This is a genomic window from Arthrobacter sp. B0316-5-4 (genome assembly GCF_059090325.1).
On the sequence record NZ_JBNHFN010000003.1, the window covers coordinates 607,156 to 633,173 of the forward strand.

Here is a 26,018-nt window from a genome sequence, read left to right on the forward strand (position 1 = left end):
TGGAATACAAGGCCAGTTTTCCGCGACGATGTATTGCATGATGACCCGAAGAATCACTCAACTCCTGATCGGCCTCGCACTGTATGGCATCTCCCTGGCCATTTTCATCCGGGCCGGCCTTGGCTTGGACCCTTGGGACGTTTTCCACCAGGGCGTGGCCACCAAGACCGGTTTCAGCATTGGCGTGGTGGTCATCGCAGTCAGCTTTATTGTTCTCCTCCTGTGGATCCCGCTGCGGCAGATGCCCGGGATTGGTACCATTGCCAACGCCGTCTTGGTGGGCCTGTTCGCTGACCTGGGACTCTGGCTCATCCCGGCGGTTTCACACCTGGGCGGGCAGATCGCCATGCTGGCCGGAGCCGTGATCCTGAATGGCATCGCTTCTGCCTGCTACATCGGAGCACGTTTGGGTCCCGGTGCCCGAGACGGCCTGATGACCGGCCTGGTTCGTCGCACCGGCTGGTCGGTGCGCCTGGTCCGCACCGGCATCGAAGTCACTGTCCTGGCTGTGGGCCTCCTGCTGGGCGGCTCCGTGGGCGTGGGTACCGTTGTCTACGCCCTGGCCATCGGGCCGATCGTCCAAGTGTTGCTTCCCAGGTTCATGGTGCCCGAGCCCCTTCCGGCCCGAGGCTCGGATCCAGGCAAGGAAACAGCCACCACGGAAGCCGCTCCCGCCGCCTAGCGGCACGCCTCCAAATCCTCGCCGTACCGCAACCAGTCCGGCAGGTCCTGGGTCAGCGCGTCACGGATGGCGGGCGATCCAGCGCTCCGCCAGTCGACGTCGTCGTTGATCTCAATCTCGTACTTCTTCCACTCGAACCAATTGATCATCTTCAACTGCGGATACTTTTGGTGCGTTTCGGCGGAAAAGACCTGGCGCCACCAAGCACGCTTGACGTCCAACTCGGAGGCCCCGCCGCGCGCAGGCGTGAAGATCGCGGCGGTCTCCGGGATGGCCACCGGCCGGTTGTGGTCCACGCCGTACACCTGGTAGAAATCCGGCACGGAACTGTCGTCGCCCGCCGTGCCGTTGTAGGTTCCGTTGAGCATGGCCAGGAACTTGCCCGGTTCGGCAATGTCGTTGTTTCCCCAAGGGCGCTGGTTGCCCCAGTGGTACAGCGAGACTCCCACCCAGTCCACCGCGTCATCCCCCGGATAGTAGGGCGCATACGTGTCATCGGCCATGGTGAGGGTGCCGTCATGGTCAGTATCAAGGGCGGCGAAGTCCGGGGTGCCCGGACGGGCCGCGTACTGGCCACCGGTGAACGGATAGCCGCCCCCATAATTCGGCGCCCACATCATGGACGTGCCCGGCGCCTGGCTGTGCACCGCCGCCGCTACCTTACGGAAAACCTCCACATAGCGCGTCGGCTGCTGGCCCCAGGAATACCAGGAACCGTTCATCTCATGGGCAAAACGTACGACGACGGGCGTCCCCTGATCGTTGATGGCACGTAGGTCGGTGGCCAACTTGGCGATTACCTCATCGCTCATGGTCGCTAAGCCGCCGTGCGGCTCCAGTGTCAGGAGCAGCACCCCGCCCGTCGCCCGGACCTGCGTGACGGCATTGGTGGTGTGCGCCCATGTTTCGTCGTCGTAGGGAATGTCGGAGAACTGCACCACCACTGCGGGGTCGTGCCCCAGATTGGCCCGGTGTTCGGCCAGGGTTTCGGTGTCCCAATCCAGGTTCACCCCGAGGAGCACGCCATCTTTGGGGATGATCGATGCCGCGTCGCCGGCCTTGCACAACGACAACGCCTGCACGATGGGAACCACCTCCTTGGAAGCGAAACCCAGCCCGGTAGCCGCCAACGCCGTCACCAGCAGGGGAGCAACCAGGCTGGCTCGCCTCCGTTTGCGGTCCGGGTGGCCGGTGAAAGTGGGGGGACTTGGCTTCTGCCGTGGCGGCCGCGGCACTACCGCGGTTGCGCGGGCCATGTCAGCCCCAACCCAGGGTACGACGCCGTCGGGCGAAGAGGTTGGGCCACCGGAACCCGGGCGCCTGGTGGCGTGCGCGCTCGAGTCTCTGGCCGCCGTCGACCGCTTCCTCCCGGGTGCCATAAATGCGGGCCACTTGCCCCAGATGAGCCTGGAGGCGGGTAGTTTCCAACGCTGCGGAGCTTCCGAAAAGGCGTAGGTCACCGCCGCGGGCGCGCAGGAGGTGCAACACCTCAAGAAGGCCAACGACGCCGGAAGCGCCAACGGTTGTCACTGCTGCCACATCCAGCAGGACCAGGACGGGACCGTCAGTTGCGGCCTTTGCGGAGTCTTGACGAATGGCAAGGACGGTTGCTGCGTCCAAGGCGCCGGTGAGGGTCAGGTCGAAGGATGACAGGGACGTGGGCGTGGTGTTTGAGGCATGGGAAAGTGTGGACATGATGGTCGCTCCTGGCTGGGGGTTGGAACGGCGTTATGGGGGATGTGAGTGATCAGCGCCTGGCAGGCGGAGGGGTGAGCGCAGTTGTCCCGAGGATGCTGGTGAGCTCATCGGGGGTGGGCATGGGATCCACCTGCTCCACTCCCGGGCCCCGGTACCTTGCGGCGCCGATGACCACGCTGAGCAAGGCAAGGTCCAAGGCCACCCAGGCGAGCGTGATGAGCGTCGGGTAAAGCGGTGCCGCGCCAGCGGCTGCGCGGGCTATGCCGATGCCCGACGAGATCACCAGCACGGCCATCGCCACCAGCTGAAGCCGGACGTGGTGGAAACCGCGTCCTGCCGCCTGCTTGCTCTTGGCCGTAACGGAGAACGTCAGGTGCCTGCCAAGGAAGACCGCCGCAGCACCTGAACAGGTGGCCGCGATCCAGGTGGGGAAGAGCGCGAAGGACCACTGCTGGCCGCGCCACAAACCCTTGGACCCGTTGCCCGCAACCTGGAACAAGAGCTGGCATGAAAGGAAGAACGGCAGGAACAGGCAGAAGAACAGCACCGGACTCGCCGTGAGGGGATAGGTGCCGGCCACCAGGAAAACCACCGGCGCCGCAATGTAGCTCAGGGCGGCGAAACCGTTCAGGTAACTGGTCATGGTGCCCAAATACATGAGGCGCTGTGCCAGCGTGAGCCCACTCAGGAACAGCGGATTGTCGTTGAAAAACACCTGCATGGTGCCTGCTGCCCAGCGGTGGCGCTGGGACAACATGGTGGACACATCCTCCGGGGCCAACCCGTGGACCAGGATTTCATGGTGGTAAACGCTGCCCCACCCCATGGCGTGAAGGTGCATGGCCGTAGCCATGTCCTCCGTGATTGTGGTGGTGTCCATCGGGTGGATGGCCAACGCCTGGTCGGAGTGGGCAACATCCACCGACTCCAGGACAGCGTCGAGTTCCGGCACCACGTCCTCCATGGCCTCCGGGGCAGCCAAAGCGGCCGCATGGAAGGAAACCCGGAGCTCGAACGTGATCTCCGCCAGTACATCGCCCCTGCGGAGCTGTTGTTCGGCCCGGGTAACCGCTGCCATGGCCTGTTCCACCACCGGCATGGCGGCCGGATGACGACGGCCCAGCTCCCCGAGGAGGTCCTGCAGCCGGGACCGGCCCCTGCGCAGGGCACTCCAGGTGTGCTCGGTGGCGGTCCGGGTGTAGCGCGTCAGGCCCAAGGCCATGAGGGCTTCCCTGCGCAGGACAGCATTCGAACCGCAGAAGAACGCTGCGTCCCAACCGTCCTTGCCCTGCTGGATGGGTCCGTAGAACAGTTCGGCCTGGCTGCCCAGGGGGTCCCGGTCCGGAACATTCCAGAAGTGTTGCGGGGTCTGGACGAAGGCCACTTCCTCGGCATCGAAGTAGCCGAGGACCCGGTCCAGGAACCGTGGTTCCGGGACTTGGTCCGCGTCCAGGATGGCCACGAATTCACCCGTGGTCATGGACAGCGCGTTGTTGACATTGCCCGCCTTCGCGAACCGCTGCCGGCCGTCCCACTCGGGACCACGGGTAATGTAGCCGACGCCGATCTGCCGGGCTGCGCTCGCGAACCCGCTGCGGTTCCCGTCGTCCAGGATCCATGTTTCGTGGGGATACTCCATGTCCCTGGCCGCGATCGCGGTCTTGAGGACAAGCTCAAGTGGCTCGTTGTAGGTGGCGATGAAAACGTCCACGGTCCGGCCCGGCAGGGCAGGCGGGGGCGGTGGCCGCCGTCGTGCGTTCCACATGGTGACGGCGTACAGCGTCGACTCGCCCAGGCTGTAGGTTTCCGCGGCCACGAGCGGCAGGGAGATCCACCACGCGTCCCACGCAACGGTGCCCGACCAGCGCCAACTGATGTAGATCAATCCAAACGAAACCACGAGGACCGCAAGGATCCTTACCAATATCTGCTTGTGAATGCCCATGTTTAGCCTCCGGGTAACTGCTGGGGAAAAGGCAAAGGCGCGGCAGGCTGTCCCTACGCCCTGCAGGCGAAGTTGGGAGGACACGGCTGACGCGCCTGGAGCATGCATCGTTGATGCTCAGAGGAAGGAATTCAGTTGCGAACGGAATTTCCCTAAGCCACGGACTTGTTGGGCCAAGTCGATGGTTCCTCTTTCCACTTTCTCCCGCCTACATTTCGTCGCCGTTACGGGACTGATAAGTACTTTCGCGTTGATTATTTCCGCGCAGTGACATTTTGCGTGTCCCACCCAAAAGCCTTGCGCGGCGAATAACAAGGCAGTCAGAGTTGCCTTCATGAAGCGAAGACTCACGCCCTGGGTGATGGTCATCGTCGGATTTACCCTCATAGCGACACTCATCGCTCCTGAGCCTCCGGCGCTGGCGTCAGCCGGCATGCCCGCCCCTGGTGCGCTGGTGTGGAGCGACGAGTTCAACGGGCCCGCCGGAAGCGCCCCGGACAACAGCAAATGGCTCCACGACACAGGAGGGTCGGGGTGGGGCAATGGCGAACTGCAGTACTACACCAGCAGTACGCGGAACGCTGCCATGGACGGCCGCGGAAACATGGCCATCACGGCACGCCGCGAGAATCCCGACAACTACACCTGCCACTACGGAACGTGCCAGTACACCTCCGCCCGGCTCCTGACTGCGGGGAAGTTCAGCCGGAACCAAGGACGCTTCGAAGCGCGTCTCAAGCTACCCAAGGGACAAGGAATGTGGCCCGCGTTCTGGATGCTGGGCGACAACGTCTTCACAGACGGCTGGCCCAACAGCGGAGAACTCGACGTGATGGAGAACGTCGGCAAAGAACCCGGAACCATTTGGGGAAGCATCCACGGCCCAGGCTATTCCGGCGCCAACTCGGTCAACGCCAGCTACACCCTGCCCAACGGCAAAGCCCTGGGGGACGGATTCCACACCTTCACCGTGGACTGGGGGCCGGAGTCCATCACCTGGTACATCGACGGCATTCCGTACTCGCATAAGACCAAAGCCAGCGTTTCAGGGCCCTGGGTTTTCGACCACAACTTCTTCCTTCTGCTCAACCTCGCCGTCGGCGGCAATTGGCCCGGAGCGCCGGACCCAGGGACAGTGTTACCGCAATCCCTGTTGGTGGACTACGTGCGCGTTTACGAACTCGCGGCCGCGCCGTCGCCACCGGCCGCCGCAGCCAGCGTCCGGATCCAAGGTTATGCGGCGAAATGCATCGACATCGCCGGACGCCAGGCCATCGACGGTTCCCAACTCCAGTTGTGGGACTGCGATTCTGCTGCCTCCGAACAATGGACTTTTGCGGGCAACGGGACCGTGCGGGCATTGGGCAAATGCATGGACGTGGCGTGGGGCTCCACCTCCAACGGCGCCCGGATCCAGCTGACTGCATGCAACGGAAGCGCGGCGCAGCAGTTCGTCCTTAACTCCGCCGGGGATTTAGTGAACCCACAGGCCAACAAATGCGTGGACGTCGCGGACTGGTCATCTGCGAATGGTGCACGCCTGCAATTATGGGATTGCGCCGGTTCCGCCAACCAAAAATGGTGGCGGACGGTGTAGAAAAGCGTCCGACGGCGGCGCGCACGTAGCGCGGGTCCGGCGACTATTGCTGGGGCGGCTGGGGAGCTTCCTGGAGTAGTCGGCGGGGCCTTTGCACGAAGTGCGCCGCCGTCGCGGCGGTTACCGATGAGCCCGGCCGGGACGGTGCCCGGCCGGGCCGCGGTTTCTGATGCTGGGCGGGCTACAGTATTTGGTGCTGGGCCGGCTACGGCGCCGGCTGGCAGCGCGGACAGAAATAGATGTCCCGTTCCTCGGTTCCGTCAGGGCCGGCCAAGAGACCGCGCCGAACCGTGGTGCCGCAACGCCTGCACGGTTGGCGCTCCCTGCCGTAGACCCAGTAGCCGGGACGCAACGCGCGGGGCCCTAAAGTAGTCCGGCGGCCAGGTCCAAGGTTTTCACCCAGGAGACGTTTGGCGTCGTTGACTGTCTTGGCCAGGTCAGGCACTTCACCGATCGGGAGTGCCGGGTGGATGCCGGAGAGGAAACATGCTTCACATCGGTAGATGTTGCCGATCCCTGCAAGCTTCCTCTGGTCCAACAGGGCGAAACCCACCGTAACGTCCGGTTCGGCCCGAAGCCTGCGTAGTGCTTCTTCTTCATCCCAGTCCGGACCAAGGAGATCCGGCCCGAGATGTCCAACGATCTTTTCTTCCTCCGCCGTCGGCACCACTTCCAGGATGCCCAGGGAGAACCCCACCGCGTCAGCCGCGGCCGTGCGCAGGACGCACCGTGCCGTGTGCCCGGGCTTGGTCCAACGACCACCCGGTGGGTAGATCATCCAGTTGCCCTCCATCTTGAGGTGGGAATGGATGGTCAGTTCCCGGGGCTTCCTGCTGGCACCGGGCGCCTCGTCAGCGGGCCCAACCAGGCGCATGAGCAGGTGCTTGCCCCGGGGGACCACTTCCTTCATGGTCCAGCCCGACAAGTTGAGGGTGGCGAAGCGTGGCACACGGAAGTCCGACGCTGTGATGATTTGTCCGGCCAAAGCTTCGTTCAACCGTGACGCGGCCCGCCAAATGGAATCGCCTTCAGGCACGGATCCGCAGTCCCTTCGGAGTTGAGTACGCGCCCGCCGCCGCCAGTGCAACCGCGATGGGGGTTTCCAGGAGATCGTGGCCATTGACCTTCTCCATGAAGAGCTTGTCCACTGCTCCGCGCCGCACCACGTCCACCAACGCTTGGGCGGCGACGGTCAGCACAAGCTCATCCTGGCTGAAAGTGAGTAGCGTCTTACCGCCGCGTTCCACGTAAAGGACCAGCGCGCCGTCGACCATGACCACCAGCGCCCCTGCTTTACGCCCCGGGCGGTGGCCGGACCCGGCGTCGACGGACAGCGCAGGCCAGGGGAGCGCGGCACCGTAGGGGTTGGCCGGGTCCGTGGCGGCGAGTGCCAACGCGGACGGTTCCGCCTTGGAAATGCGGGCATCCTCCGTGAACGACCGGAGACGGTCCACGGTTGCGGGGACGGCGAACTGGGCAGCCCCCAAATGCTCGATGAAGTACCCGCGCCGGCATCGTCCGGCTTCCTCAAGCCGTGCAAGGACCTTATACATGAGCCCAAAGCCGCCCAGAATGTTCTCAGCCATCACCGAACCGCGGGTTACGACGCCGTACCTGTCCAGCAGCAGCTCAGCGGTGCCCCGGGCGTGGATGGTGGGGTCCAATTCCGGCGCAGGCAACGCGGACCAGCGGCCGACGGCTGAAGGCGGCGCGGGTGCAACACCACCCGTGACGGAGCCATAGCGGCCACCGGTGAGTCCGGGTGATCCCAGCAGCCCTGTCCCGTGGGAACGGCCGAGCCTGCTCATGCGCGGTGCACGTGCCCTCGGCGCCTTGGCGACCTGGCGGTGGGCTGTTTTCCCGCCGGCAATCATGGCACGGACGGGGGCGAAAGTATCGCCAGTGACCCGACCCGCCCAAACGAGGTCCCACAGCGCCGTCACCACGGCGTCATCACTGAGCACCGTATCCATGCCACCAGCCACGTCCGTCAGTTGCCGGAAGAAGTAGCCGCCGCCCGCGCTGAAGTGCTCAAGGAGCCGCTGTTGGGCATCCCCCGGTTCGAAGTCGGGAGAAGGATTGAGGGTCAGCTCCGCGGAGTCGGCTACGTGGAGGCTGATCCAGCCGTCGTTCCCGGGCAGGGACCCGGCCCCGGACCAGAGGAGCTCCCCGGCAGCCATCAGTTCGTCCAGCATGGCCGGCTTGTAATCCGCCACCCGGCTCGCGAGTACCAACGGTTCCCATGCTGATGCCGGGATCGGCACGCCGGACAGTTGGTCCACGGCTGTGATGATTCCGTCCAGCCCGCGCAATGCCTGGCTCCGGGATTTGCCCGGTGCAGTCACGTTTTGCCACTCGGGAAGGAACCGCCCATAAGCGGCAGTGTCCACAGGTTCTACTTCGGCCCGCAGCGCAGCCAGCGAGCGACGCCGCAGCTTCCGCAGGACCTCGGCATCACACCATTCACTGGCGGGAGGGGCGTCAACGGACATGAGCCCGGGGTCCGTTGCTTCGGCGGTTTGCGGCTCGGCCACTGCATGCGGACGGAACTCGCCTTCCACCACGCGCCCATCGCCGGCCAGCCGCTTCAGCGCGCCATTGACGACGGCGACGCCCAGCCCCAGCCTGGTGGCAGCCTCGGCTGCAGTAAACGGTCCGTGGGTGCGGGCATACCGTGAAACGAGGTCGCCCAGGGGATCGTAGACCGGCTCAATGAACGCGAGGGGCACGCCCATGGGCAACGGGACGCCAATAGCGTCGCGCAGCCTGGCCGCGTCCTCCACCGCAGCAAAGCGTTCGACGCCGCCAATAGTCACCTTCAGCGCGCGATTTGCTTTCTGGAGTGCGGCGAGGTGATGGCCGGCGTCAGCAACACTGCCGTGTGGTGCTGCCGCGGGGACTTCTTCGATGTGGTCCGGATCCTCGGGGTCCGTTGGCTGGTCGAGAGCCGGTTGCAGGGAGGGTTCGGCCTGTTCCTGTCCTTGCAGCCGTTCCGCTACTTCCTCAACGCTGAGCGGGCCAAGCAGGCGCAAAAGGTCAGCGACGCCTTCCATGGCACGAACCCGCCTGTCAGGCAGGAGCCTTTGCAACTCCAGCTCGGTCCGGTCAATGACAGCCGCGTCCAGGAGTTCACGGAGTTCAACCCGCCCCAGGAGTTCGTTGAGGAGTGTGGAGTCCAGTGCCAGGGCAGCGGCCCGCCGTTCGGCGAGCGGCGAATCGCCCTCGTAAAGGAACTGGGCCACGTAGCCAAACAGGAGGGACTTGGCGAACGGCGAAGGCTGCTGCGTGGTGGTTTCCACGATCCTGAGCTCGCGGCGCTCCACCGATGCGGCAATGTCTTTGAGCGCGGGCAGATCGTAAACATCCTGCAGGCACTCGCGGACTGCTTCGAGCACGATAGGGAAGGAAGGGTACTTCTTGGCGACGTCCAGCAACTGGGCAGAGCGCTGGCGCTGCTGCCAGAGTGGTTGCCGTTTGCCGGGGTTCTGGCGGGGCAACAGCAGTGCCCGGGCTGCGCATTCCCGGAACCGGGAAGCGAACAGGGCGCTGCCTCCCACTTCAGTTGTGACTATCTGCTCGAGTTCCTCGGGATCGAAAAGAAACAGGTCAGCGCCGGGCGGCTCGTCTTCCATCATGGGGACGCGCAGCACAATGCCGTCGTCCGCTGCCATGGCCGAACCATCCAGGCCGTAACGCTGCTGCAGGCGCTGGCCCACGGCGAGTGCCCAGGGGGCATGAACGGGCATCCCGAACGGGCTGTGGAGGACTACGCGCCAGTCTCCAAGTTCGTCATGGAAGCGTTCCACCACCAACGTGCGGTCGCTGGGGACGATCTCCGTGGCTTCCTTCTGCTCCCTCAAGTACTGCAGCAGGTTGCTGGCAGCGAAGGCATCCAGCCCGCTGGCCTGGCAACGCTCCATGGCGGGTGCTTCGTCAGCGGCAGAAAGTTCCCGTATGAAGGCCCCCAAAGCGCGGCCCAGATCCACGGGCCGGCCCAGCGAATCGCCCTTCCAAAAGGGCAGCTTGCCGGGCTGTCCAAAGGCTGGCGAGACTAGGACGCGGTCGTGGGTGATGTCCTCGATCTTCCAACTGGTGGCGCCCAGGGCGAAGACGTCGCCCACCCGGGATTCGTAAACCATCTCTTCGTCGAGTTCCCCGACGCGACGTCCGCCCTTCGCAGCACGGGCCGAAGCGGTGGGCTCACTCCCATCCGAACTGCTTGGAGAGGATGACCCTTCAACCTCGGTGCCGATGATGTACACGCCGAACAGCCCGCGGTCCGGAATGGTGCCACCTGAAGTGACCGCGAGGCGCTGGGCGCCGGGCCGTCCCTCAATGGTCCCGGCGTGACGGTCCCAAATGATGCGCGGCCGGAGTTCGGCAAATTCGTCCGAGGGATAACGCCCAGCCAACAAGTCCAATGTTGCTTCAAAAGCGGAGCGGGGAAGGCTCGCGAACGGCGCGGACCGGCGCACTGTGCTGAACCAGTCCTCCACGTCGATACTGCCCAGGGCGGTGGCGGCAACAGTCTGCTGGGCGAGGATGTCGAGCGGGTTGGCCGGAATGCTCAAGCGCTCGATCTGGCCACTGAGCATACGTTCCACTGTGACGCTGGTATGCAGGAGGTCGGCGCGGTGCTTGGGGAATAGCACGCCCTCGGAAATTTCGCCTACCTGGTGTCCGGCGCGGCCGACACGCTGGAGGCCACTGGCCACCGAGGGGGGTGACTCAACCTGGATGACCAGGTCCACGGCCCCCATGTCGATGCCAAGTTCCAGCGACGACGTGGCCACAACGCAGCGCAGCCTCCCGGATTTGAGGTCGTCCTCGATCATGGCCCGCTGGTCCTTGGACACCGAGCCGTGGTGTGCCCTGGCCAGGACGGGGTCCGCGCCGGTGGTACTGCCTGCCTGCGCCATCATGTGCGCTGGGGTCGCTGTGGATGCCGGCACTCCTGGGTTGTCATCCGGTGCTGCCCACGCTCCGCCTCCCACTGCCATGAGCTGGCGTTCGGCATAGATCTCGTTCAGCCGGGCCGTTAGCCGCTCCGACAGCCTGCGGGAATTGGCAAACACAATGGTGGACTGCTTGGACAGGACCAGATCCACGATCTGTTCCTCCACGTGCGGCCAGATGGAGGCCTGTGGTTGCAAACCCGAGGCCGGACCCGAGTCGAACGCCCCTGCGGCACCCTGGAGGTCCGACATGTCCTCGACAGGCACAGTGACTGTCAGGTTCCAGTTTTTCTTGGACGGAGGTGCGACGATCTCCACGGGCGCCTGGCCCGCCAGGAACTGTGCCACCAACTCGCGGGGTTGGACCGTCGCGGAGAGGCCAATGCGCTGTGCGGGCTTGGGCAGGAGCGCATCCAGCCGTTCAAGCGATACCGCCAAGTGTGCACCCCGCTTGGTGCCGGCTACAGCGTGAACCTCGTCAATGATGATGGTGTCCACTTCGCTGAGCGTTTCCCTGGCCCGGGACGTCAGCATGAGGAAGAGGGATTCCGGAGTGGTGATAAGGATGTCCGGCGGGTTGGTCAGCAGCGTTCGGCGATCTGCCGCCGTTGTATCTCCGGAGCGGACCCCGAGAGTCACCAGCGGTGCCGGTAGGCCCAGCCTCTTGGCGGTTTGGGTGATGCCGATCAGCGGTGCGCGGAGGTTGCGCTCCACGTCCACGCCCAAGGCCTTGAGCGGTGAGATGTAGAGGACGCGGGTCTTGGTTTTGGGGCGCTTGGCCCGGCCTTTGCCGTTGGCGGGAACCGTTTCGAGTCCGGGCAGCGTATCCGTTGGAGTGGCATGCAGACGGTCCAACGCCCAGAGGAAGGCGGCGAGGGTCTTGCCGGAGCCCGTAGGCGCCACCACAAGGGCATGGGAGCCGGAGGAGATCGCATTCCAAGCGCCATCCTGCGCGGGCGTGGGCTCGGAAAAGGCGCCTAGGAACCATTCCCTGGTTGCCTGGCTGAAACGGCTGATGGCGCCCTCCGACGCCTGCGGCTCCTGCATTCCTCCATCATGCCCCACGGCTCCGACAGAATTAGCCGCAGCCGTGGGGGAGACGGTTAGACGGCCTGGAAGGCAGTGACGGTCAGGAGCTTGATCCCGGCATTGCTGCACGCATCGTGGGGTTCGGCAACAAACAGCGAAGCCGTGTCATTCGGCGGGTAAATTCGGAATCCTGCTGCGGAAACACGCGCGCAGTCGCCGTAGTTTCCGGCCTGCGTGTAGCGGATTTGAGCCCAGGCAGACTTGCCCGGCGCCAGCTCGATCTTGGTAACGGGTGTGGTGGTTTCGCGCGTTGCCGGCTCGCCGATCGGTTCACCGGTGGCGTCCGCAGTCAGCGAAACACCTGCAAAACCTTCCAGGACGCAAGCGGCCGTGCCGGAGTTCGTCAGGATCAGCTTTTCGTAGACACTGCCTGCTGCTCCGCCGCCCGTTGCGTCGGTTGCTGCCGTCAGCGATGCTGCCTTGCACAGCGCGGGGGCTGCGGGTGCGGCGGACGTGGCTGTCGCAGAGGGCGACGGCGTCATCGTGGCCGTTTGGGAGGGCGTGGACGAAGCCGACGCCGACGCCGACGGTGTCGTGCTGGTGGGCGGGGCGCTGCTGGATCCCGCAGGGCTGGGGCTGGGCCCACAGGCCGCAAGGAGCAGCAATGAGGCTGCTGCCGTCGTCGTCACAAGTCCGGTTTTGATGCGCTGAGTCCACATGGGCACCAGCCTTGCTTTGGCCGCGACATGAGTCAATTCAGCCACGGCCAAGAGCACGGATTGGCGCCCGGATCGTGATCTTCCGGACGCCAATCCGCGGTGTTGTTACTTGGTGCCTGCCCGGGCCACAGCCGGCTTGGCTGAACGGCTGCGGAAGAAGGCAGCGCCGCCCAGGCCAAGTCCGGCGATGCCTGCGATCAGGCCCGCCCAGCTGCGGGCCTGGGAACCGTCGTCGGTCACCACCGATGCTTGCTCGGTGGAGACGGCGGTTGCGGCGTGGTGGTCTCCCGCTGCGTCAGCGGCAGTGATGGTGACAGAGGGGGCCGGTGCTTTGAGATCGTGCTCATCCTGGCCCTCCTTGGCAATTTCGGACCAGTCAGTTTGACCCTGCTCACAGGTTTGGAGGGTGGGGAAATAGATCGTCTTGCCTGCTGCATCCGGCAATTTCACTGAGAGGACCAGAGCGTCACGCAGGTGCGGGTCCAGCGGGGTCTTGGCCGTGTACACGATCTGGCTTGTGCGTTTGGTGATGGTGGTACCGTCGTCCAGCTTCTTGGGTTCGGCGAGGGTTTCGCTGACCTTTTCGACCGTCCAGTTGGGGTTGACCGTCGGCTGGGCGTCGGTCAATTCCTGAGGCAGGTTGATGGTCACCTTGGTGGTGGGCGAGGTGTCACAACCGTGCGGAATACCGAACGTCACCAGCGCATACGAGTTGGCTGCGGTCTTGTTCGGATCGGCCGAAACGTGTGCGGATGCTCCCGCCAGGCCGGCCATCATCAGGGCGGCGGTTCCACCGGCTACGGCGGTTGCGGACAGGGTACGACGGATCGAGGACGTCTTCATGGGAATGCCTTTCGGGTGCGCTGATTACGGCGCGGGGGTACGGGTATGGAGCCCGTCACCATGCAAGGCTTGTGCACGCATTGCAGCGTTGGTGCCGGGCGGAACTAGGAAAGTACGACGACGGCGGGCGGCCCGCGTCGGCTGTCTTGCCTGAGGTTCCGCCAAGGGCGGGGGATGAAGACGTTAAGTGCGCCGACGGCGGTTGGTGACGCTCCGGCGTCGGGCCTGAACACCAAAGTGGGCAGGGCGAGCAGCGGCCGCAGCCAGGAGGCCAGCTGCCAGAGCGCGTCCTCGCCCTTGGCCAGCAGAACAGCAGAGCCTACGACGGCAATAGCGTGTGCCATCAGCATCAGGGCACCAAACGTGCCGCTGAGTTCATGGACATGGGCTGAAGCAATGTCCAAGGCTGGGGGCGGGGTTTCCGCGCCCAGGTGGTGGCTGGTTCCGGGTGCTGCGGCCACGATCGGTCCAAGGGCGGTGAATGCCTCGTGGAGTGCGATTTGGCCCGCGCCCAAAAGCGTGACCAGGGTGACGACGTTGAGCTTGAAGCGGGTGGCCAACGTGCTGGCCAACGCTGTCAGTGCCATAAGCGCGATCAGGACCGGGGCCGTGGGAAGCTCTCCGCCACCTGCGACGTGCGCTCCAGCTGCCAGGAGAACAATGACCAGCGAGACGCTGGCAGACCGCAAAGCATGAAAGGGCGCCCGGGCCTGCGATATGCGCACGGGTCCACCCCTAACTCTTGTGTCGGCGTCTCTTGTGTTGCTGGTTGATCAGCGTCTTGATTCTATCGGGAGTTCGGAACGGGTCCGGCCTCGGATGGGTAGCTATGTGGACAACCGCGCCGGGAGCTAACCCCTCGCGCGCCTAACAAAAGTGGGTTTGGGAGGTTCGGGTATGTCCCTGGCCTGGCCGGAACGACGACGGCGGAGCTCCAGTTTCAGGCTCTCTTCGCCGCGCGCCATGGCCCAGTGATGGTTCGCCGAGAACGCCGGTTTGAGGAGCCAACTGAGCCGTCGAAGAAGCGGCTTGGCTGTGCTGACCCGCCAGTCGTAGGTGATGACAACTTCCGGTCCGTCGGTCTCGAAGGTCCAGCGGCCGGTGCCATTGAGGTCTCCCGCGGCGGTGAGGGCGAAGCCGTCGATCGTGACTGGTTCGGTAACAGTGAGCCGCCAACGCAGCGTGTAGGGGAGCCAGCCCTTGGTGTGGAGATCGAACGAGGCTCCAACGCCGTCGGGTCCCCCCGGAATCAACGGCGTCACCGTGAGGTAGACAGCGGGCCACCATTGTTTGAGCGTCGCTGCGTTGCCGAGGACGTCAACTACTTCCTCGCGGGTTCCCGCCACCCGCCAGACTGTGACGAACTCGTAGTCAGTGCTTTTGCTTGTTCGTTGCGGTGACTTGGCCATGGTTGCCTCCACTTCCCATGGTACCGAGGGGTTGGATCCCGTGGCATTAAGGTGCTTGAAAGTCGCGAAAGCCAACCCCTCGGCGTCGCAAGCTAGTCCCCGGCGTTCTCCCGCGACGTGATGCCGAATGGCGCGGACTGGAGTTCAGTGAAGTTTCCAACGCTGGCCCGCACGGTGCACTGGGGCGTGATCTGCAGGGCCGTGACGGTGAGCCCCGAACTGTCTACTGCCAACGCCCCGCCGCAACCATCGGCGAATCGCAGACCCTTCTCGCCTCCCGTCACGGCGGCGAGCATTTGTGACGGTTTGCCCGACGAGGGGCTGACGTAGAGCGGGTTCAACTCGTCGGCACCGCCCGCCCACACAGGAACCAAAGTGATCTTCAGGGGGCTGGGCGTCACAACCCGGGCAGGCGTACGCACCTCCACGCCCTTCAGGCGTTGTACGGGGTAGGCCGTTCCCTTGACTGCCGGGTCCTGGGTTGCGGCTTTGGTTGCCTCGGAGCCTGAGCGCAGCCACGCATCGAGTGACTTTTGGTCCGCGGGTGCCACCGGTACCTTGACGGTTGCCTGGATGGACCCGCCTGCGGGGATCTCCACGCCCGAAAGCTTCCACCCGCACTCAACGTCCACGCCGCTGATGGAGGCCTGGTTCCGGCTCGCGGCAGCACCATCCCACGTGGCAGCCGGGCAGGTATCTCCCTCTGCCAGCCCCGGGATGACCTCAAGGAATTCACCGGACAGAGGTGCTTTCTGCGCCGAGTAGGACACCGTCAAACGGACCTGCCCGGAGGACGGTTCATACGTGGCGCTTCGTGAAATGGTGAGGCCGGTCGGCAGCGCCGGGTCCTGCAGCTGAGCGGAGAGCTGTTGGCCTTGAACCGCAGGTGCTGCCTGCTGGGCTGTGGGGGATAGGAGGAAGAAACCAGCCACCATCGCCACGATCAAAAGGACTGCGCCACCTGCAAGAAGCAGCGCTTTGCGGGTCCGCCAGAAAGGAGTCGCGTCAGGGGCCTCGGACCGTTCGACGGCGGTGGACGGCACCTCGTCACGACGGGGCATGGACCGGACGATGGTCGCATTGCCCGCTTGGCCGAGTTCCGGGGGTGCGGCATCGAGGCTGGAGGGAGGCGCAGTTGCCAAGGCTTCAAGATCGTCATCGGTAAATGCCCCACGCACCACCGTGGCGTGGCGTTCGACGTCGTCGAATTCCTCGGGTGCCTCCCCGCGGGGGATCGGTTTGATTCCGCTAAGGCGCGGCGCCAGGCGTCGGAGGGTCGCAGCGGCCTCGTGGGCGGTTGGGCGCTGCTCGGGATCCTTGGCCAGCAACCTCTCAAGGGCGCCCCACAAGGCATCCTCCACCGGAATCCGGGGCGGCCGCGATGAGACGTGACGGTACGCCACGCTGAAGTCCGTACCAGGACCGGCGAATGGAGTCCGGCCCGCAAGGAGTTCGTAGAGCAGAACGCCAGCGGAGTAGACATCGCCAAGAGGACCGGAACGGCCTTGGCTAATGAGTTCGGGAGGCATGTACTGGGGTGTGCCGATCAGGCCCGTCGTTTGACGGATCTTCTCGCCCACGACGTCGGATATGCCGAAGTCGGAAACCCGCACATCCCCGGACCCGCACTCGGACCACGGCTTGGTGAGAAGCACATTGTCAGGCTTGATATCCCGGTGCGTCACACCTCGTGAGTGGGCAAATGCCAGGGCATCGAAGATCTCGGCTGCGACGTTCACGGCGTCTTGGGGAGGCAGCGGTCCGGCGTCCTTGACTACGTCGCGCAGCGAGCCGCCAGCGACGTAGTCCATGACGATGGCAAGCCGTTCACCTTCAACCACCATGTCGCGGACCGTGACGATGTGTGAGTCCTGAAGGCCGAGCAACACCGATCGCTCGCGGACGAACCGCTCCACCAGGGACGGGTCATCGGCGTGCTCGGGGCGCAGCACCTTGGCTGCCAAGGTCCGCCCGTCCGTGGAGGTGACCGTCCAGACCTCGCCCACCGCGCCGGAGCCCACCCGCTCGCCGAAGCGGTAGGAGGCTCCCAACGCCTGACCAGTTTGTGCCATCTGCATGTCCGTACCCTCCCTAGCTGCCCGGGCTTATCGACTGGATCAGCGACATCTGCCCGCCCACCCCTAAGTACCCGCGTCCGGCGGTCAAGGCCACAGGTGCCTTCCGCGGAAGAGTGGCACCCAGCAGTTCGCCGTCGTAATTGACGTCGGGCTGGAGCAGAACGCCCAACCGTGACTTTCGGATGGACTTGCTCCAGTGGCTGTACAGTCCGCGGAGGTCAGCGGCACGTCCTGAAGCAACGATGCAGAGCCCCGGAGGTCCGGAAGCCACGATTCCCGCAATGGACTGATCGGTGTCTTCAAAGCGTTCGGCGTCGTCGATCAACAAAAACACAGGGCCGCGCTCGATCCGCAGCGAGGCCAGCAACGCTGGAACCTCGTCCACGCCCACGGCTATGCGGTCCAGATCAGCAGTGGCCAACGGTGAGCGGCGGTCGCAGATGCCCCAGACCTGCGCGGGTCCCCGGGAGGTGGCCGCGCCCCGGACAGCATCGGCCAAGGCAAGGAGCAACGTGGATTTTCCCGAACGGGCCGGCCCTGCGATCAGGGCATGCTCACCCTCGTAGATTTCCAGGAAGGCAGGGGCCAGGTCCGTTTCGCGGATTCCCACCGGGATGTGCCACGGCTCGGTCTCCAGCTGTGGCTTCACGCCCAAATCCGCCATGGTGACGTCGGTGGGCAGGCTCCTGATCGCCGTGGTCTTGGCGGGTGCGTCCCCCCAGATCTGCCGCACACGGTCCACAGCCGCCCGGAGGCCGATTCCGGGCGTTGCAACATGCATTTGCAAGGACGTACGAGGATCCACGCACCGTCCGGGGAGCGCCGCGGGAACGTTCTTCGCCCGGACACCCAGCGAGGAGTAGTCGTAGTTGTCGGCGAGCCGGAACAGCCACTTCTGCAGGGTCACCTCGTTCATGACAGAGGGAACAGCCTTGGCGCGGGTGGTGGTGACAGCGAAGGACAGGCCCAGGGCGGGCCCGTCCGCATACGCCCGGTACAACAGGCCCAGGAGCTGCTGCCCTTCAAAGTCCTGGAACTCATCGCGCAGGGACGCCAGGCCGTCAAGCAGCACCACGGTCCGGCGATGCGTACCCGGCGCTGCCCTTCGACTTTCCAACTCGGTATTCAGGTGCCGCAGGAAGCGCGCTTGTTGCTCCTTGGCACCGGCACCGGTTCCCACATATGCCACGGTGTGGGGCAGGCGCTTAAGCGTTTCGAGGTCCCCCGAACCCATGTCCAGGATCATCAGATCGAGATCGGCTGGGTCCGCATCCTTGGCAAGGGCAAGGGCGATGGACGCAAGAGTGGTGCTGGTACCGGAGCCGGCAACGCCCATCAGCATCAGGTTCCCAACGGACATGTCCCACCCGGCCGCGGACTGACGTTGCAGCTCCGGCTCATCAAGAAGGGTGACCAGGACGCTGGAGCCTTGCACCTGCCCGACCCTTGGAAGGTCAACGGTTCCCGTGCCTGCCGTAGCGGTGTCCGCCATAAAGCCATCCAGCTCCACGCGTTCGCCCAATGCCTCCGGCCAGACCTGGCGGGGAGGGGCGTAGCCGGCCTCCGCGTTGGCTTCGACGACGGCGTCGATGAGGAGGTCCAGGTCGTTCTCGTCCGCAGCAGCGGACCGGGCAAGTGCCGGTGCGGGCGCGGGGACGCCGAACTGCCGGATGTCCCGGACGTCGACGGCGGGACCGCCGTCGAGCTGCGCCTGTCCGGTGACCAGCGCGGTCTGGACGGGCGTGATGTCGTCCTGGCCAAGCTTCACGAAGGCGCGGCCCATCTGTGCCCGGCCAATGGCAGACGCAGCGGGTACTCCGATGACGTTGTTGGAGTCATCGCGGCTCTGGACACGCAACGCCACGCGGAGGTTGGTGTTAGCGAGGATGTCATCGCTCACCACACCGGCCGGACGCTGAGTGGCCAGGATCATGTGGACTCCCAAGGTGCGTCCCACTGCGCCAATGCTGACAAGCGCAGTGAGCACATCCGGGAATTCCTTGGCCAGCATCGCGAACTCATCGACTACCAGCAGCAGGCGCGGCATCGGCTCGGCGGGGTTCGTCGCCAGGTAGGCACTGAGGTTGTCGATTCCCTCGCCTGCCTCCGCGAATACCCGTTGGCGGCGCTCCATCTCTGCCTCCAAGGCGATCAGGGCCCGGTCTGCGAGTTGCTCATCCAGGTTGGAGATGGTTCCGATGGTGTGGGGGAGGAGCTCGCAGGCTTTGAAGGCGGCTCCACCCTTGAAGTCGACCAGGATGAAGTTCAATCGAGTTGGATCGTTGCGGGCAGCGAGGCCGGCTACGAGGGAGCGCAGGAATTCGGACTTGCCGGAGCCGGTGGTGCCGCCCACCAGGCCGTGCGGGCCGTCCTTGACGAGGTCCAGGGTCAATGGCCCGTTTTCCCCGGTGCCGATAGGTGTGGAAACGCCGGAGGGTGCCTGCCACAGGCGGCGGACCGTGGCTGCGTCGGGGCGTTCGTAACCCAGGAGCCCGGGCAGCCGGACCAGCGAGGGCAGAGAGGCGCCGGGGACGCTGAGCTCGGGGTCGTCAAAATGTGCCAAGCGCGTGGCGCAACGCAGGGCCTCTTCCTGGTCGAGGCCCGCCAAAATGACGTCCTCCACGCGGGTCAGGTCCTCGGGCTGGTCCACCGTGGCGGCGGCGTCGGCACCTACCCTGATGATGGTGGTGCAGGAGGCAGGCAGTTGCTCCTCGGATGTTGCGATGACGATTCCAGCCACGCGGGGTGGGCGCTTCTGCGGGTTGACGTGGCCGCCGGGAACGGAGCGGCCCATGCCGAGCAACGCACGGGCCGGAGCATCCCTGCCCTCGGTAAGGACATCGGAATCCAGGACCACCATGAGCGCCGGGGTGGGCAGTTCTTCCACGGAATCCTTGAGTGTCCGCAACATGGCAAGGCTGCTTTCACGGTGCGCTGACATCCAGCGCTCGCCGGTGCTGCTGCCTGTTTGGCGGTTGTGCGGGAGCCACGAGGCCCATTCCCATTCGTCGGCCCGCCCGGCGTCGCAGAACACACCTATCGTCAGGTCTGCCGGACCAACATGGACCGCGGCCTGGGCCACCAGGGAGCGGGCCAACGCTAGTGCTCCCTCCCGTGAACCAACAATGCCCACCACACCGGCGTCGGTCAGGTCCACCAGCACAGGGGCGGCCAAAAGTCTGGCTGCCGAGAGTGTTTCCTTGACCTTTTCGTCCGGGCGCGAGCCCGCTGCCCGGTCAACCTCCGGCTTCCACGGCACGTCACCCGTACCTGCATGCAAGGCCAGGAAGTCCTCCGAGTCCGCACGGCGCTGCCACAGTGACGTGGCCGGAAGGGCCGGACGCCGGACCACTGTTGCAGGATCGGGAACCATCCTGTGGCGTCGGGCAGTTTCCACTTCTGCGGCTTTGCGGATCTGCTGCTCAAACTCCTTGAGCGCACCATCGAAACGCTCTGCCTCTTCCTTGAGGCCGCGGGCGTGGCGGCGCTTCTGCTCAAACCACATGCCCACCGCCATCACCGGGCTGAGCATTGCGAACATGGCGAAGCGCATGTCCCTGAGGATCATGACCATCGCAACCGCCATGACCAACGGAGCCAGCACAGTGATGTAACTGAACTTGTTCGCTGGCGGAACATCCTTGCGGGCCGGGGGAACCAACGGATCGCCGGCCGGAGCGCGCCCGGGAAGCGGTGGCCTGTTGAAGGGGGCTGTGGATGCGGGCGTCAGGTTATGCAGGCTGCCGGGGGCGGGAGCAGGCGTCTCTTCCAACGCCGGGCGGAGGAGCAGGACCGTTCCGCCTGCCGTGATGGTGGCCGTCTGCGTGACAAGGACTCCGTCCTCGCCTACAGGTTCCCCATTGACCAATGTGCCGTTGGTGGAGCCGCCATCCAGCACACGAAGCGCGTCATCTTCGCGGTGGATCCGGAAGTGATCCCACGACGCGCTTTCGGTGGGGAGGCTGAGATCCGCGTGGGGCGACCTGCCGATCAGCATGTCCCGGTTCCGGGGAACGTCCACCACACCACCCGTCCGCTGACCGCCGGCCAGCGTCAGGGTCCAGCCGCGGACACGCTGCGGCACCGGCCACGGCGCCCGGGAGATCCGACTACCTTCCAGCAGAATCAGCTCGGACAGCGGCGTCGCACCACGCACCTCTGTTTCATTGACAAACACCGGCTCATCAGGAGCAACCCGCGGTCCGCCGGCGGCCTCCACGAGGTCGGACAACGTGGTGGCGGGCGCGGCACGGGCAACCTCGCACTCGAATCGACGGTCGTCCAGGTCGATCAGCACACGCACCGGGAGCTCCTACTGTAGTGGTTGGTTAAGGGTTGGCTGGTGCCGGTACCCAGACGAGCCGCGGCGCCTTCTCGTCCGCCGGACGAAGACCCAGATCCTGGGGAGAGGCGTAGACCGGAGCTGGTTCAGCGGTCAGCGCCTGGGATCGCGTGAAGTCCAGGTCTGGTCCGGCGAGCCCTTCGCCGGGACCGAAGGACAGAGTGCGCAGTGACGCTGCGACCCTCGACGGTTCCTTGCTCCCGGCCAGTGCAGCTGCGCGGACCAGGGCCACTACGGCGTCATGGCTGCGGGCGTCGGCGGCCCAGGCGTCTGCTGAGAACGGGGTATCGTCCGTCAGGTTTTTGATCGCCGGATTCCCGGTGGCCAACCTGATGCCTGAAAGGAAAGCGGACATTCCGCGTCCCTGGGCGTCCTGCTGGAGGGCGATTGCATCGCCCGTCGCTGCAGCAATGCTGATCAGCTGACCGGAAGCTGTGCCGTCCAGCTCGGAAAGCGAGGACGCGAACGCGGGGCTGGTGGCGCCGTCGGGAAGCACCAGCGGCACTGACACGTCACGTGACTGCAGGGCCTGGACCAGCTTCGCCAAGCGCTGCGGCGTTGCCGCTGACACCACGACGGCGTCCGCCGGGTTGGCTGTCCGGATGCCTTCGGCGTCCGCCGGCGCATCCTTGGCCGGCGGACGGAGCTGGTCGCCTGTACGGATCGCCGCTTCCTGGGCCAGGCCAGCCACATCGGAGAAGCCCTCCAGCGCCAGCGTGTCGGCGATCGTGACGGACGCGGGGACCGGTCCGCCGTCGTTGACCAACAACACCCGGTTCTTGCCACTCAAGGCTTTTTGGAGGGCGCCGTCCACCGAGGCTCCTGTTGGGCCGGTGGTCCAGGTGGCTTGCCCCGGTTCTGACGGCTGGGCGTACGGCAGGATCACCGGGACACCTCGCTCCTCGGCTGCTTTTGCGGCCGCAACGGACTGCGGACCTGTGCTGGCCACGACGATGCCGGACACTCCCTGCTCCGCCAACGCCGCGACGGCGGCGCGGGCGCCGTCTTCCGTGCCGCGGTCGTTCTGGGTTGGGAGGGCGACTTTTGCGCCACCTTGGCCGAAACGCTGAGCTGCAACCACCGCGCCCTGTGCTGCGCGGTTGTATTCGGTGCCGGGCTCGCCGGACTGGCCGAAGGTCATGACGACGCCGATCGAAAAGTCTGACGGCAGGCCGTCAGCCTTCAGCGCTACGGGAACCGTGGCGGCAACGGGATCGGGCCGCGGCGCCTCCGCAGGGCGGTTCAGCGTCAGGGTCAGGACCACGGCGGCAGCAACCACGACGGCGACTCCCGCAGCGATCAGGGCGAAGAGACGGTTCCGGGGGCTCATGCCGCGCCGCCGATCTTCAGCGTGTACAGGGTCTGGGAGGTCGCACCTGCGGGAACCTCGAGTTTGAACGGTGGCAGTTCGTCCATGGCAGTGAGCGAGGCTTTGAACTGTGCCTGCCGAAGCAGGAGGCCCGCGACATCGCGTGAACGGATGTTGGCGTAGCCTTCTGCGTTCTGGGATGCCAGGGCCAACTGGAAGTCTGCGGTGTCCGCTTTCGCCGCGCTGGTGGCCATGGAGCCGAGCAAACCTGATCCGTTTACGGAGCGGTCGCCAAGATCCAGCATCACTTTGTTGAGGCTTGAGGCCAGCAGGGCGCTGGCGCCCTCAACGTCGCGGGTGGAGCCTGACGTGCTGGAGGCGATGTTGTCCAAGGAGGCCTGGGTGCTCTTGGACACGGCGGCCGCCAGGTCACCGCTCTGTCCCAACAACTCGTCCCGCTGTTTGTTGACGGTTCCCTCGGCATCCTTCACAACGTCATCCGAGGTGGACTTCAGTCCTGAGATGGACCGGTTGAAAGCGGTCGTAACTGCCTCGGAGCTGGCGTCGCCGATCTCGGCAACCTGGCGCACTTGTTCGCCCACGGTCTTGTAGACCTCTGCGGCGGTTTCAGCCGAAACGTCGCGGAGAGATTCCTTGATCTTGTCGCCGAGCATGTCTTGCTGCTCTTTCAGCTTCGCGAGTGCCGTTGTCACTGTGCCGGAGGAGTCGATCGCTTTGGCGAGGGCAGCGTCCAGGGACTCAAGTCCCTTTTTGGTGCCGTTGACGCTTCCTGTTGCGGCGCCGTCGAGCGTCTTGACTGCTGACCTAACCGCTTCGAGCTTGGTATCGGCATCGTCGAAGGTGGTCCCCAGGGCTGTGAATGCCTGGCCAATCGCCTGGTCAGCAGCGGTGGTATCGGTGGCTGCAAGGACTTCGTCCCAGGCAGCTGACTGGCCCTCCAGCCGGACGTCAAGGGGTTCCTTGAAGCCCGGGGGCGTGTTCAGCTGGGGTGAAGGATTGCCGTTTGCATCGGTCGGTTCGCAGGGAACCGAAGTGAGGTAAGAGCGCAGGCGCTCAACGTCCTTGGCAGAGAGCTTGCCCTTGCCGGGGATGAGGCCGTTGTCGGACAGTTTGCAGAGTTCATCAGCCAGTTTTTGGTTCTGCTGGAGCATGGAGCCGTTCAGCCACGATCCTTGGCCCAATTCGCCCTTGGCCGTCTTGGCACGCGTGGCGATGGCGAGCAATTTTTGCCTGAGGGTATCAACGCTGTTTTGGGCCGCTGTCGCGGCTTTACGGGTCGCGGTTGCAGAGTCAGTGGACGACTTGATCGCCGCCTCCAGCGCTGCGAGTGCCTTGCTGTAATCCTGGGACGTCCCGGAGCCGTCAAGCATCGCACCGAGGTCGGCGCGCACCTTTTCAAGTGCGACGGCGGAACTCGCCTGGTCTTTGATCGCACCTTCAATGACCTGCGGCTGAAGGCCGGAAACGAGTTCGTCGCCCTTCTGCACCAAGCCCAGAAGCGCACCTGTGACAGTGACAGCCGAACCGTAGAGTGAACACGTCATGGAACCCTGGGCTGCGCACTCCGCCTGGCTCGGGTTTTCGGGACCCATGGTGGCTTTGAGGGCGCTGGCTACCGTGTCCCGGCAACTTGCGCTGACTTTCGCGTAGGCATCCAGTTGTGAGGACATGGTGAGGACGCTGGAGTACACCGTGGCCGCGGGCGCCGCTTTGGCCACCTCGGCGGTGCAACCGTCACCGGTGATGGGAGCTATCGGGGGTGTGGCGGAGGTGTCACCAAGCATCGCGTCTACCGCGGAGACCGTTAGCTTCAGCTGGGACATGGTGGTGGATTGGGTGGCGTTTGTTGATGCCTCCAAGTCCGAACCCAGAACCTTCAGTTGCTGCTTCAGGTCCTTCATTGTCCCGGCCAGGGCCTGTGAGTTGTCGCGGAGCTCGCCTGCGGTCTTGGCTCCAAGGGTTTGGGACGTTGCCTGCAGGTTGCGGCGGACCTCGGTGATGGTGGATCCGGCCTTCGCCAGGACCGTGTTGACGTCCGATACCACGGAGATGGTGCGCCGTTGAAGTTCCATCTCCGAACCCGAGCCCGAGGAAAACGCGCTGGCAAGTACTCCGTTGGCACTGAGGTCCGTGTTCAGGCCCGGCTGCACGGCCACATCGATTTCGGGAACCTGGAAGTCCTTCACGTCCGCGGCGAGACGCAGCGTGGTGCTGGCACCGGAGCGTGGGGGAGCCAGCACGGTGGCCCATTGGACGACGGTGGCGCCATCCTCGGTGCTGCTCAGGACACCGTTGGTTCCTGTGGTGCCATCGGCAGAGCCCGGAGTGACGTCGTCCGCCCGGAGGCCCGGCAGTTTCGTCGATGCGGCGACGGTCAGTGGCGCGCCCACCAGGGCGGTGTCGGAACGGGCCTGGCCTGCGGCGTCGTACTGGATGGTCTGTGGCTTGACGGTGAGGTTCTCGAGCGTCAGGTTGATCTCCACCGGACCGGTATGGCCTTTGAGCTCGGCGAGGTCGGAGCCCGACTTCTCTCCGGCGCGGTATTGCAGGCTCACACGGACCGGCAGTTCGCCCACTACTTGGGCGGCGTCGTAAGTGGTGTTCTCCGCAGAGGATTCGCCCGCTGCAGAGACCGAGATGGTGGTGCCTTCCACCGTGTGCACTCCGGCGGCCGAGGACAGGCCTACGCGGACGCTCTGCAGGAGTTTGACGGGGTTCTCTACCGGCTCGGGCTTGGGTGTCGGGGTGCATGACGTCGTCGCGACCATTCCCAGTGCAACCAATGCGATACCAAGAGCGCGACCCGGAGGGATGCGACGCCCCGGGTTGTACTGGTTAAAACTAGCCTGCCTGGGCATGGATCGTCCCCCTCATTCCGTTCACGGTGCCTTGAGTATCATACGGGGTTGCGCTGACGAATGGACTAATCGGGCTCCTTGGGCATCCCTCAGGTCACACGACCCTACTCTTTTCCACAGGTTGTTTGTCTGTTTGTTGGATTTATTGGGTGGTGTTGGTAGTTTAAGGGGCGTTCGGTTGCCTGGGTTTTTTGGCTTGGGTGTTGCGATTGTTCTTATTGGGAGGAAAGTTCTATGTCGCGTGTGTTGTCTACTGAGCAGGCCAAGGCTGCTATTGGTCAGGTGCAGTCGATTATTACTGGTGGTTTTACGGATCAGATTTCGGCGTTGGATGCGCAGGGTCGTGTGTTGTCGGATCCGAATGTGTGGGATGGTCCGTTGGCTGCTGAGTTCCGTGGTTCGACGTGGCCGGAGACGAAGGCTGCGTTGGATAAGGCCAAAGAGGAGTTGGAGCAGTTGCGGGGTCAGTTGCAGAAGATTTCGCAGGATATTTTCTCGGCTGGTGGTGGGGCTTGATTCGTTTGTTGGTGTGA

Annotated in this window: 16 protein-coding genes; 3 read left to right on the forward strand and 13 right to left on the reverse strand. The window is 64.8% G+C overall.

Annotation, left to right across the window (positions count from 1 at the left end; genetic code table 11):
- The first annotated feature begins 37 nt into the window (after window positions 1–37).
- Window positions 38–682, forward strand: a complete 645-nt coding sequence (yczE, locus tag AC5RU9_RS11415; protein ID WP_494016531.1) for a membrane protein YczE — start codon at window positions 38–40, stop codon at window positions 680–682.
- On the opposite strand, the gene AC5RU9_RS11420 is transcribed toward yczE, so the two are convergent.
- The 3 genes from AC5RU9_RS11420 to AC5RU9_RS11430 are packed head-to-tail and all read right to left on the reverse strand — an operon-like array spanning window position 679 to window position 4,325.
- Window positions 679–1,938: a glycoside hydrolase family 26 protein gene (locus AC5RU9_RS11420; protein WP_494016532.1), complete on the reverse strand. Its 1,260-nt coding sequence runs from the start codon at window positions 1,936–1,938 to the stop codon at window positions 679–681. The two genes, yczE and AC5RU9_RS11420, sit on opposite strands and share 4 nt — an antisense overlap.
- 1 nt (window position 1,939) lies before the next feature.
- Window positions 1,940–2,377 (reverse strand): STAS domain-containing protein, encoded by a 438-nt coding sequence (locus tag AC5RU9_RS11425; protein WP_494016533.1) that lies wholly within the window; start codon window positions 2,375–2,377, stop codon window positions 1,940–1,942.
- A 52-nt stretch (window positions 2,378–2,429) separates the two neighbouring features.
- The gene (locus AC5RU9_RS11430; RefSeq protein ID WP_494016534.1) at window positions 2,430–4,325 is read right to left on the reverse strand and encodes a glycosyltransferase family 2 protein; all 1,896 of its coding nucleotides are present in this window, start codon (window positions 4,323–4,325) and stop codon (window positions 2,430–2,432) included.
- Between the two features lie 334 nt (window positions 4,326–4,659).
- Here AC5RU9_RS11430 and AC5RU9_RS11435 point away from each other — a divergent pair, with 334 nt between their 5' ends.
- A complete protein-coding gene (locus tag AC5RU9_RS11435; RefSeq protein WP_494016535.1) occupies window positions 4,660–5,922 on the forward strand; it encodes a ricin-type beta-trefoil lectin domain protein in 1,263 nt (420 codons plus the stop codon).
- A gap of 205 nt (window positions 5,923–6,127) precedes the next feature.
- On the opposite strand, the gene AC5RU9_RS11440 is transcribed toward AC5RU9_RS11435, so the two are convergent.
- From AC5RU9_RS11440 to AC5RU9_RS11485, 10 genes are all read right to left on the reverse strand, one after another.
- Complete coding sequence (locus AC5RU9_RS11440; RefSeq protein WP_494016536.1) at window positions 6,128–6,958, reverse strand: DNA-formamidopyrimidine glycosylase family protein; 831 nt, start codon at window positions 6,956–6,958, stop codon at window positions 6,128–6,130.
- The gene (locus AC5RU9_RS11445; RefSeq protein WP_494016537.1) at window positions 6,951–11,924 is read right to left on the reverse strand and encodes an Lhr family helicase; all 4,974 of its coding nucleotides are present in this window, start codon (window positions 11,922–11,924) and stop codon (window positions 6,951–6,953) included. Before AC5RU9_RS11445 ends, AC5RU9_RS11440 begins: the two co-directional genes overlap by 8 nt.
- 56 nt (window positions 11,925–11,980) lie before the next feature.
- Window positions 11,981–12,625, reverse strand: coding sequence for a DUF4232 domain-containing protein (locus tag AC5RU9_RS11450; RefSeq protein ID WP_494016538.1), 645 nt, complete (start codon window positions 12,623–12,625; stop codon window positions 11,981–11,983).
- 105 nt (window positions 12,626–12,730) lie between these two features.
- Window positions 12,731–13,468 (reverse strand): YcnI family copper-binding membrane protein, encoded by a 738-nt coding sequence (locus AC5RU9_RS11455; protein WP_494016539.1) that lies wholly within the window; start codon window positions 13,466–13,468, stop codon window positions 12,731–12,733.
- A 104-nt stretch (window positions 13,469–13,572) separates the two neighbouring features.
- Window positions 13,573–14,193 carry a hypothetical protein gene (locus tag AC5RU9_RS11460; RefSeq protein ID WP_494016540.1) on the reverse strand — a complete coding sequence of 207 codons (621 nt, stop codon included), beginning with the start codon at window positions 14,191–14,193 and terminating at the stop codon, window positions 13,573–13,575.
- A gap of 126 nt (window positions 14,194–14,319) precedes the next feature.
- The gene (locus AC5RU9_RS11465; protein WP_494016541.1) at window positions 14,320–14,877 is read right to left on the reverse strand and encodes an SRPBCC family protein; all 558 of its coding nucleotides are present in this window, start codon (window positions 14,875–14,877) and stop codon (window positions 14,320–14,322) included.
- A gap of 92 nt (window positions 14,878–14,969) precedes the next feature.
- Window positions 14,970–16,949: a serine/threonine-protein kinase gene (locus AC5RU9_RS11470; RefSeq protein WP_494016542.1), complete on the reverse strand. Its 1,980-nt coding sequence runs from the start codon at window positions 16,947–16,949 to the stop codon at window positions 14,970–14,972.
- Between the two features lie 19 nt (window positions 16,950–16,968).
- A complete protein-coding gene (locus tag AC5RU9_RS11475) occupies window positions 16,969–21,258 on the reverse strand; it encodes a type VII secretion EssC family protein (RefSeq protein ID WP_494016543.1) in 4,290 nt (1,429 codons plus the stop codon).
- 25 nt (window positions 21,259–21,283) lie between these two features.
- Window positions 21,284–22,627: a type 1 periplasmic-binding domain-containing protein gene (locus AC5RU9_RS11480; RefSeq protein ID WP_494016544.1), complete on the reverse strand. Its 1,344-nt coding sequence runs from the start codon at window positions 22,625–22,627 to the stop codon at window positions 21,284–21,286.
- Window positions 22,624–25,485 carry a hypothetical protein gene (locus AC5RU9_RS11485; protein ID WP_494016545.1) on the reverse strand — a complete coding sequence of 954 codons (2,862 nt, stop codon included), beginning with the start codon at window positions 25,483–25,485 and terminating at the stop codon, window positions 22,624–22,626. Before AC5RU9_RS11485 ends, AC5RU9_RS11480 begins: the two co-directional genes overlap by 4 nt.
- A 234-nt stretch (window positions 25,486–25,719) precedes the next feature.
- Between AC5RU9_RS11485 and AC5RU9_RS11490 the strand changes: the two genes are divergently transcribed.
- A complete protein-coding gene (locus AC5RU9_RS11490) occupies window positions 25,720–26,001 on the forward strand; it encodes a hypothetical protein (protein WP_026547649.1) in 282 nt (93 codons plus the stop codon).
- Window positions 26,002–26,018 lie beyond the last annotated feature (17 nt).

Coding starts and splice junctions, on each gene's coding strand:
- AC5RU9_RS11450 (WP_494016538.1), bottom strand. CDS start 12,625: ATGTGGACTCAGCGCATCAAAACCGGACTTGTGACGACGACGGCAGCA.
- AC5RU9_RS11480 (WP_494016544.1), bottom strand. CDS start 22,627: ATGAGCCCCCGGAACCGTCTCTTCGCCCTGATCGCTGCGGGAGTCGCC.
- AC5RU9_RS11430 (WP_494016534.1), bottom strand. CDS start 4,325: ATGGGCATTCACAAGCAGATATTGGTAAGGATCCTTGCGGTCCTCGTG.
- AC5RU9_RS11445 (WP_494016537.1), bottom strand. CDS start 11,924: ATGCAGGAGCCGCAGGCGTCGGAGGGCGCCATCAGCCGTTTCAGCCAG.
- AC5RU9_RS11425 (WP_494016533.1), bottom strand. CDS start 2,377: ATGTCCACACTTTCCCATGCCTCAAACACCACGCCCACGTCCCTGTCA.
- AC5RU9_RS11470 (WP_494016542.1), bottom strand. CDS start 16,949: ATGGCACAAACTGGTCAGGCGTTGGGAGCCTCCTACCGCTTCGGCGAG.
- AC5RU9_RS11420 (WP_494016532.1), bottom strand. CDS start 1,938: ATGGCCCGCGCAACCGCGGTAGTGCCGCGGCCGCCACGGCAGAAGCCA.
- AC5RU9_RS11455 (WP_494016539.1), bottom strand. CDS start 13,468: ATGAAGACGTCCTCGATCCGTCGTACCCTGTCCGCAACCGCCGTAGCC.
- AC5RU9_RS11490 (WP_026547649.1), top strand. CDS start 25,720: ATGTCGCGTGTGTTGTCTACTGAGCAGGCCAAGGCTGCTATTGGTCAG.
- AC5RU9_RS11465 (WP_494016541.1), bottom strand. CDS start 14,877: ATGGCCAAGTCACCGCAACGAACAAGCAAAAGCACTGACTACGAGTTC.
- yczE (WP_494016531.1), top strand. CDS start 38: ATGATGACCCGAAGAATCACTCAACTCCTGATCGGCCTCGCACTGTAT.
- AC5RU9_RS11485 (WP_494016545.1), bottom strand. CDS start 25,485: ATGCCCAGGCAGGCTAGTTTTAACCAGTACAACCCGGGGCGTCGCATC.
- AC5RU9_RS11435 (WP_494016535.1), top strand. CDS start 4,660: ATGAAGCGAAGACTCACGCCCTGGGTGATGGTCATCGTCGGATTTACC.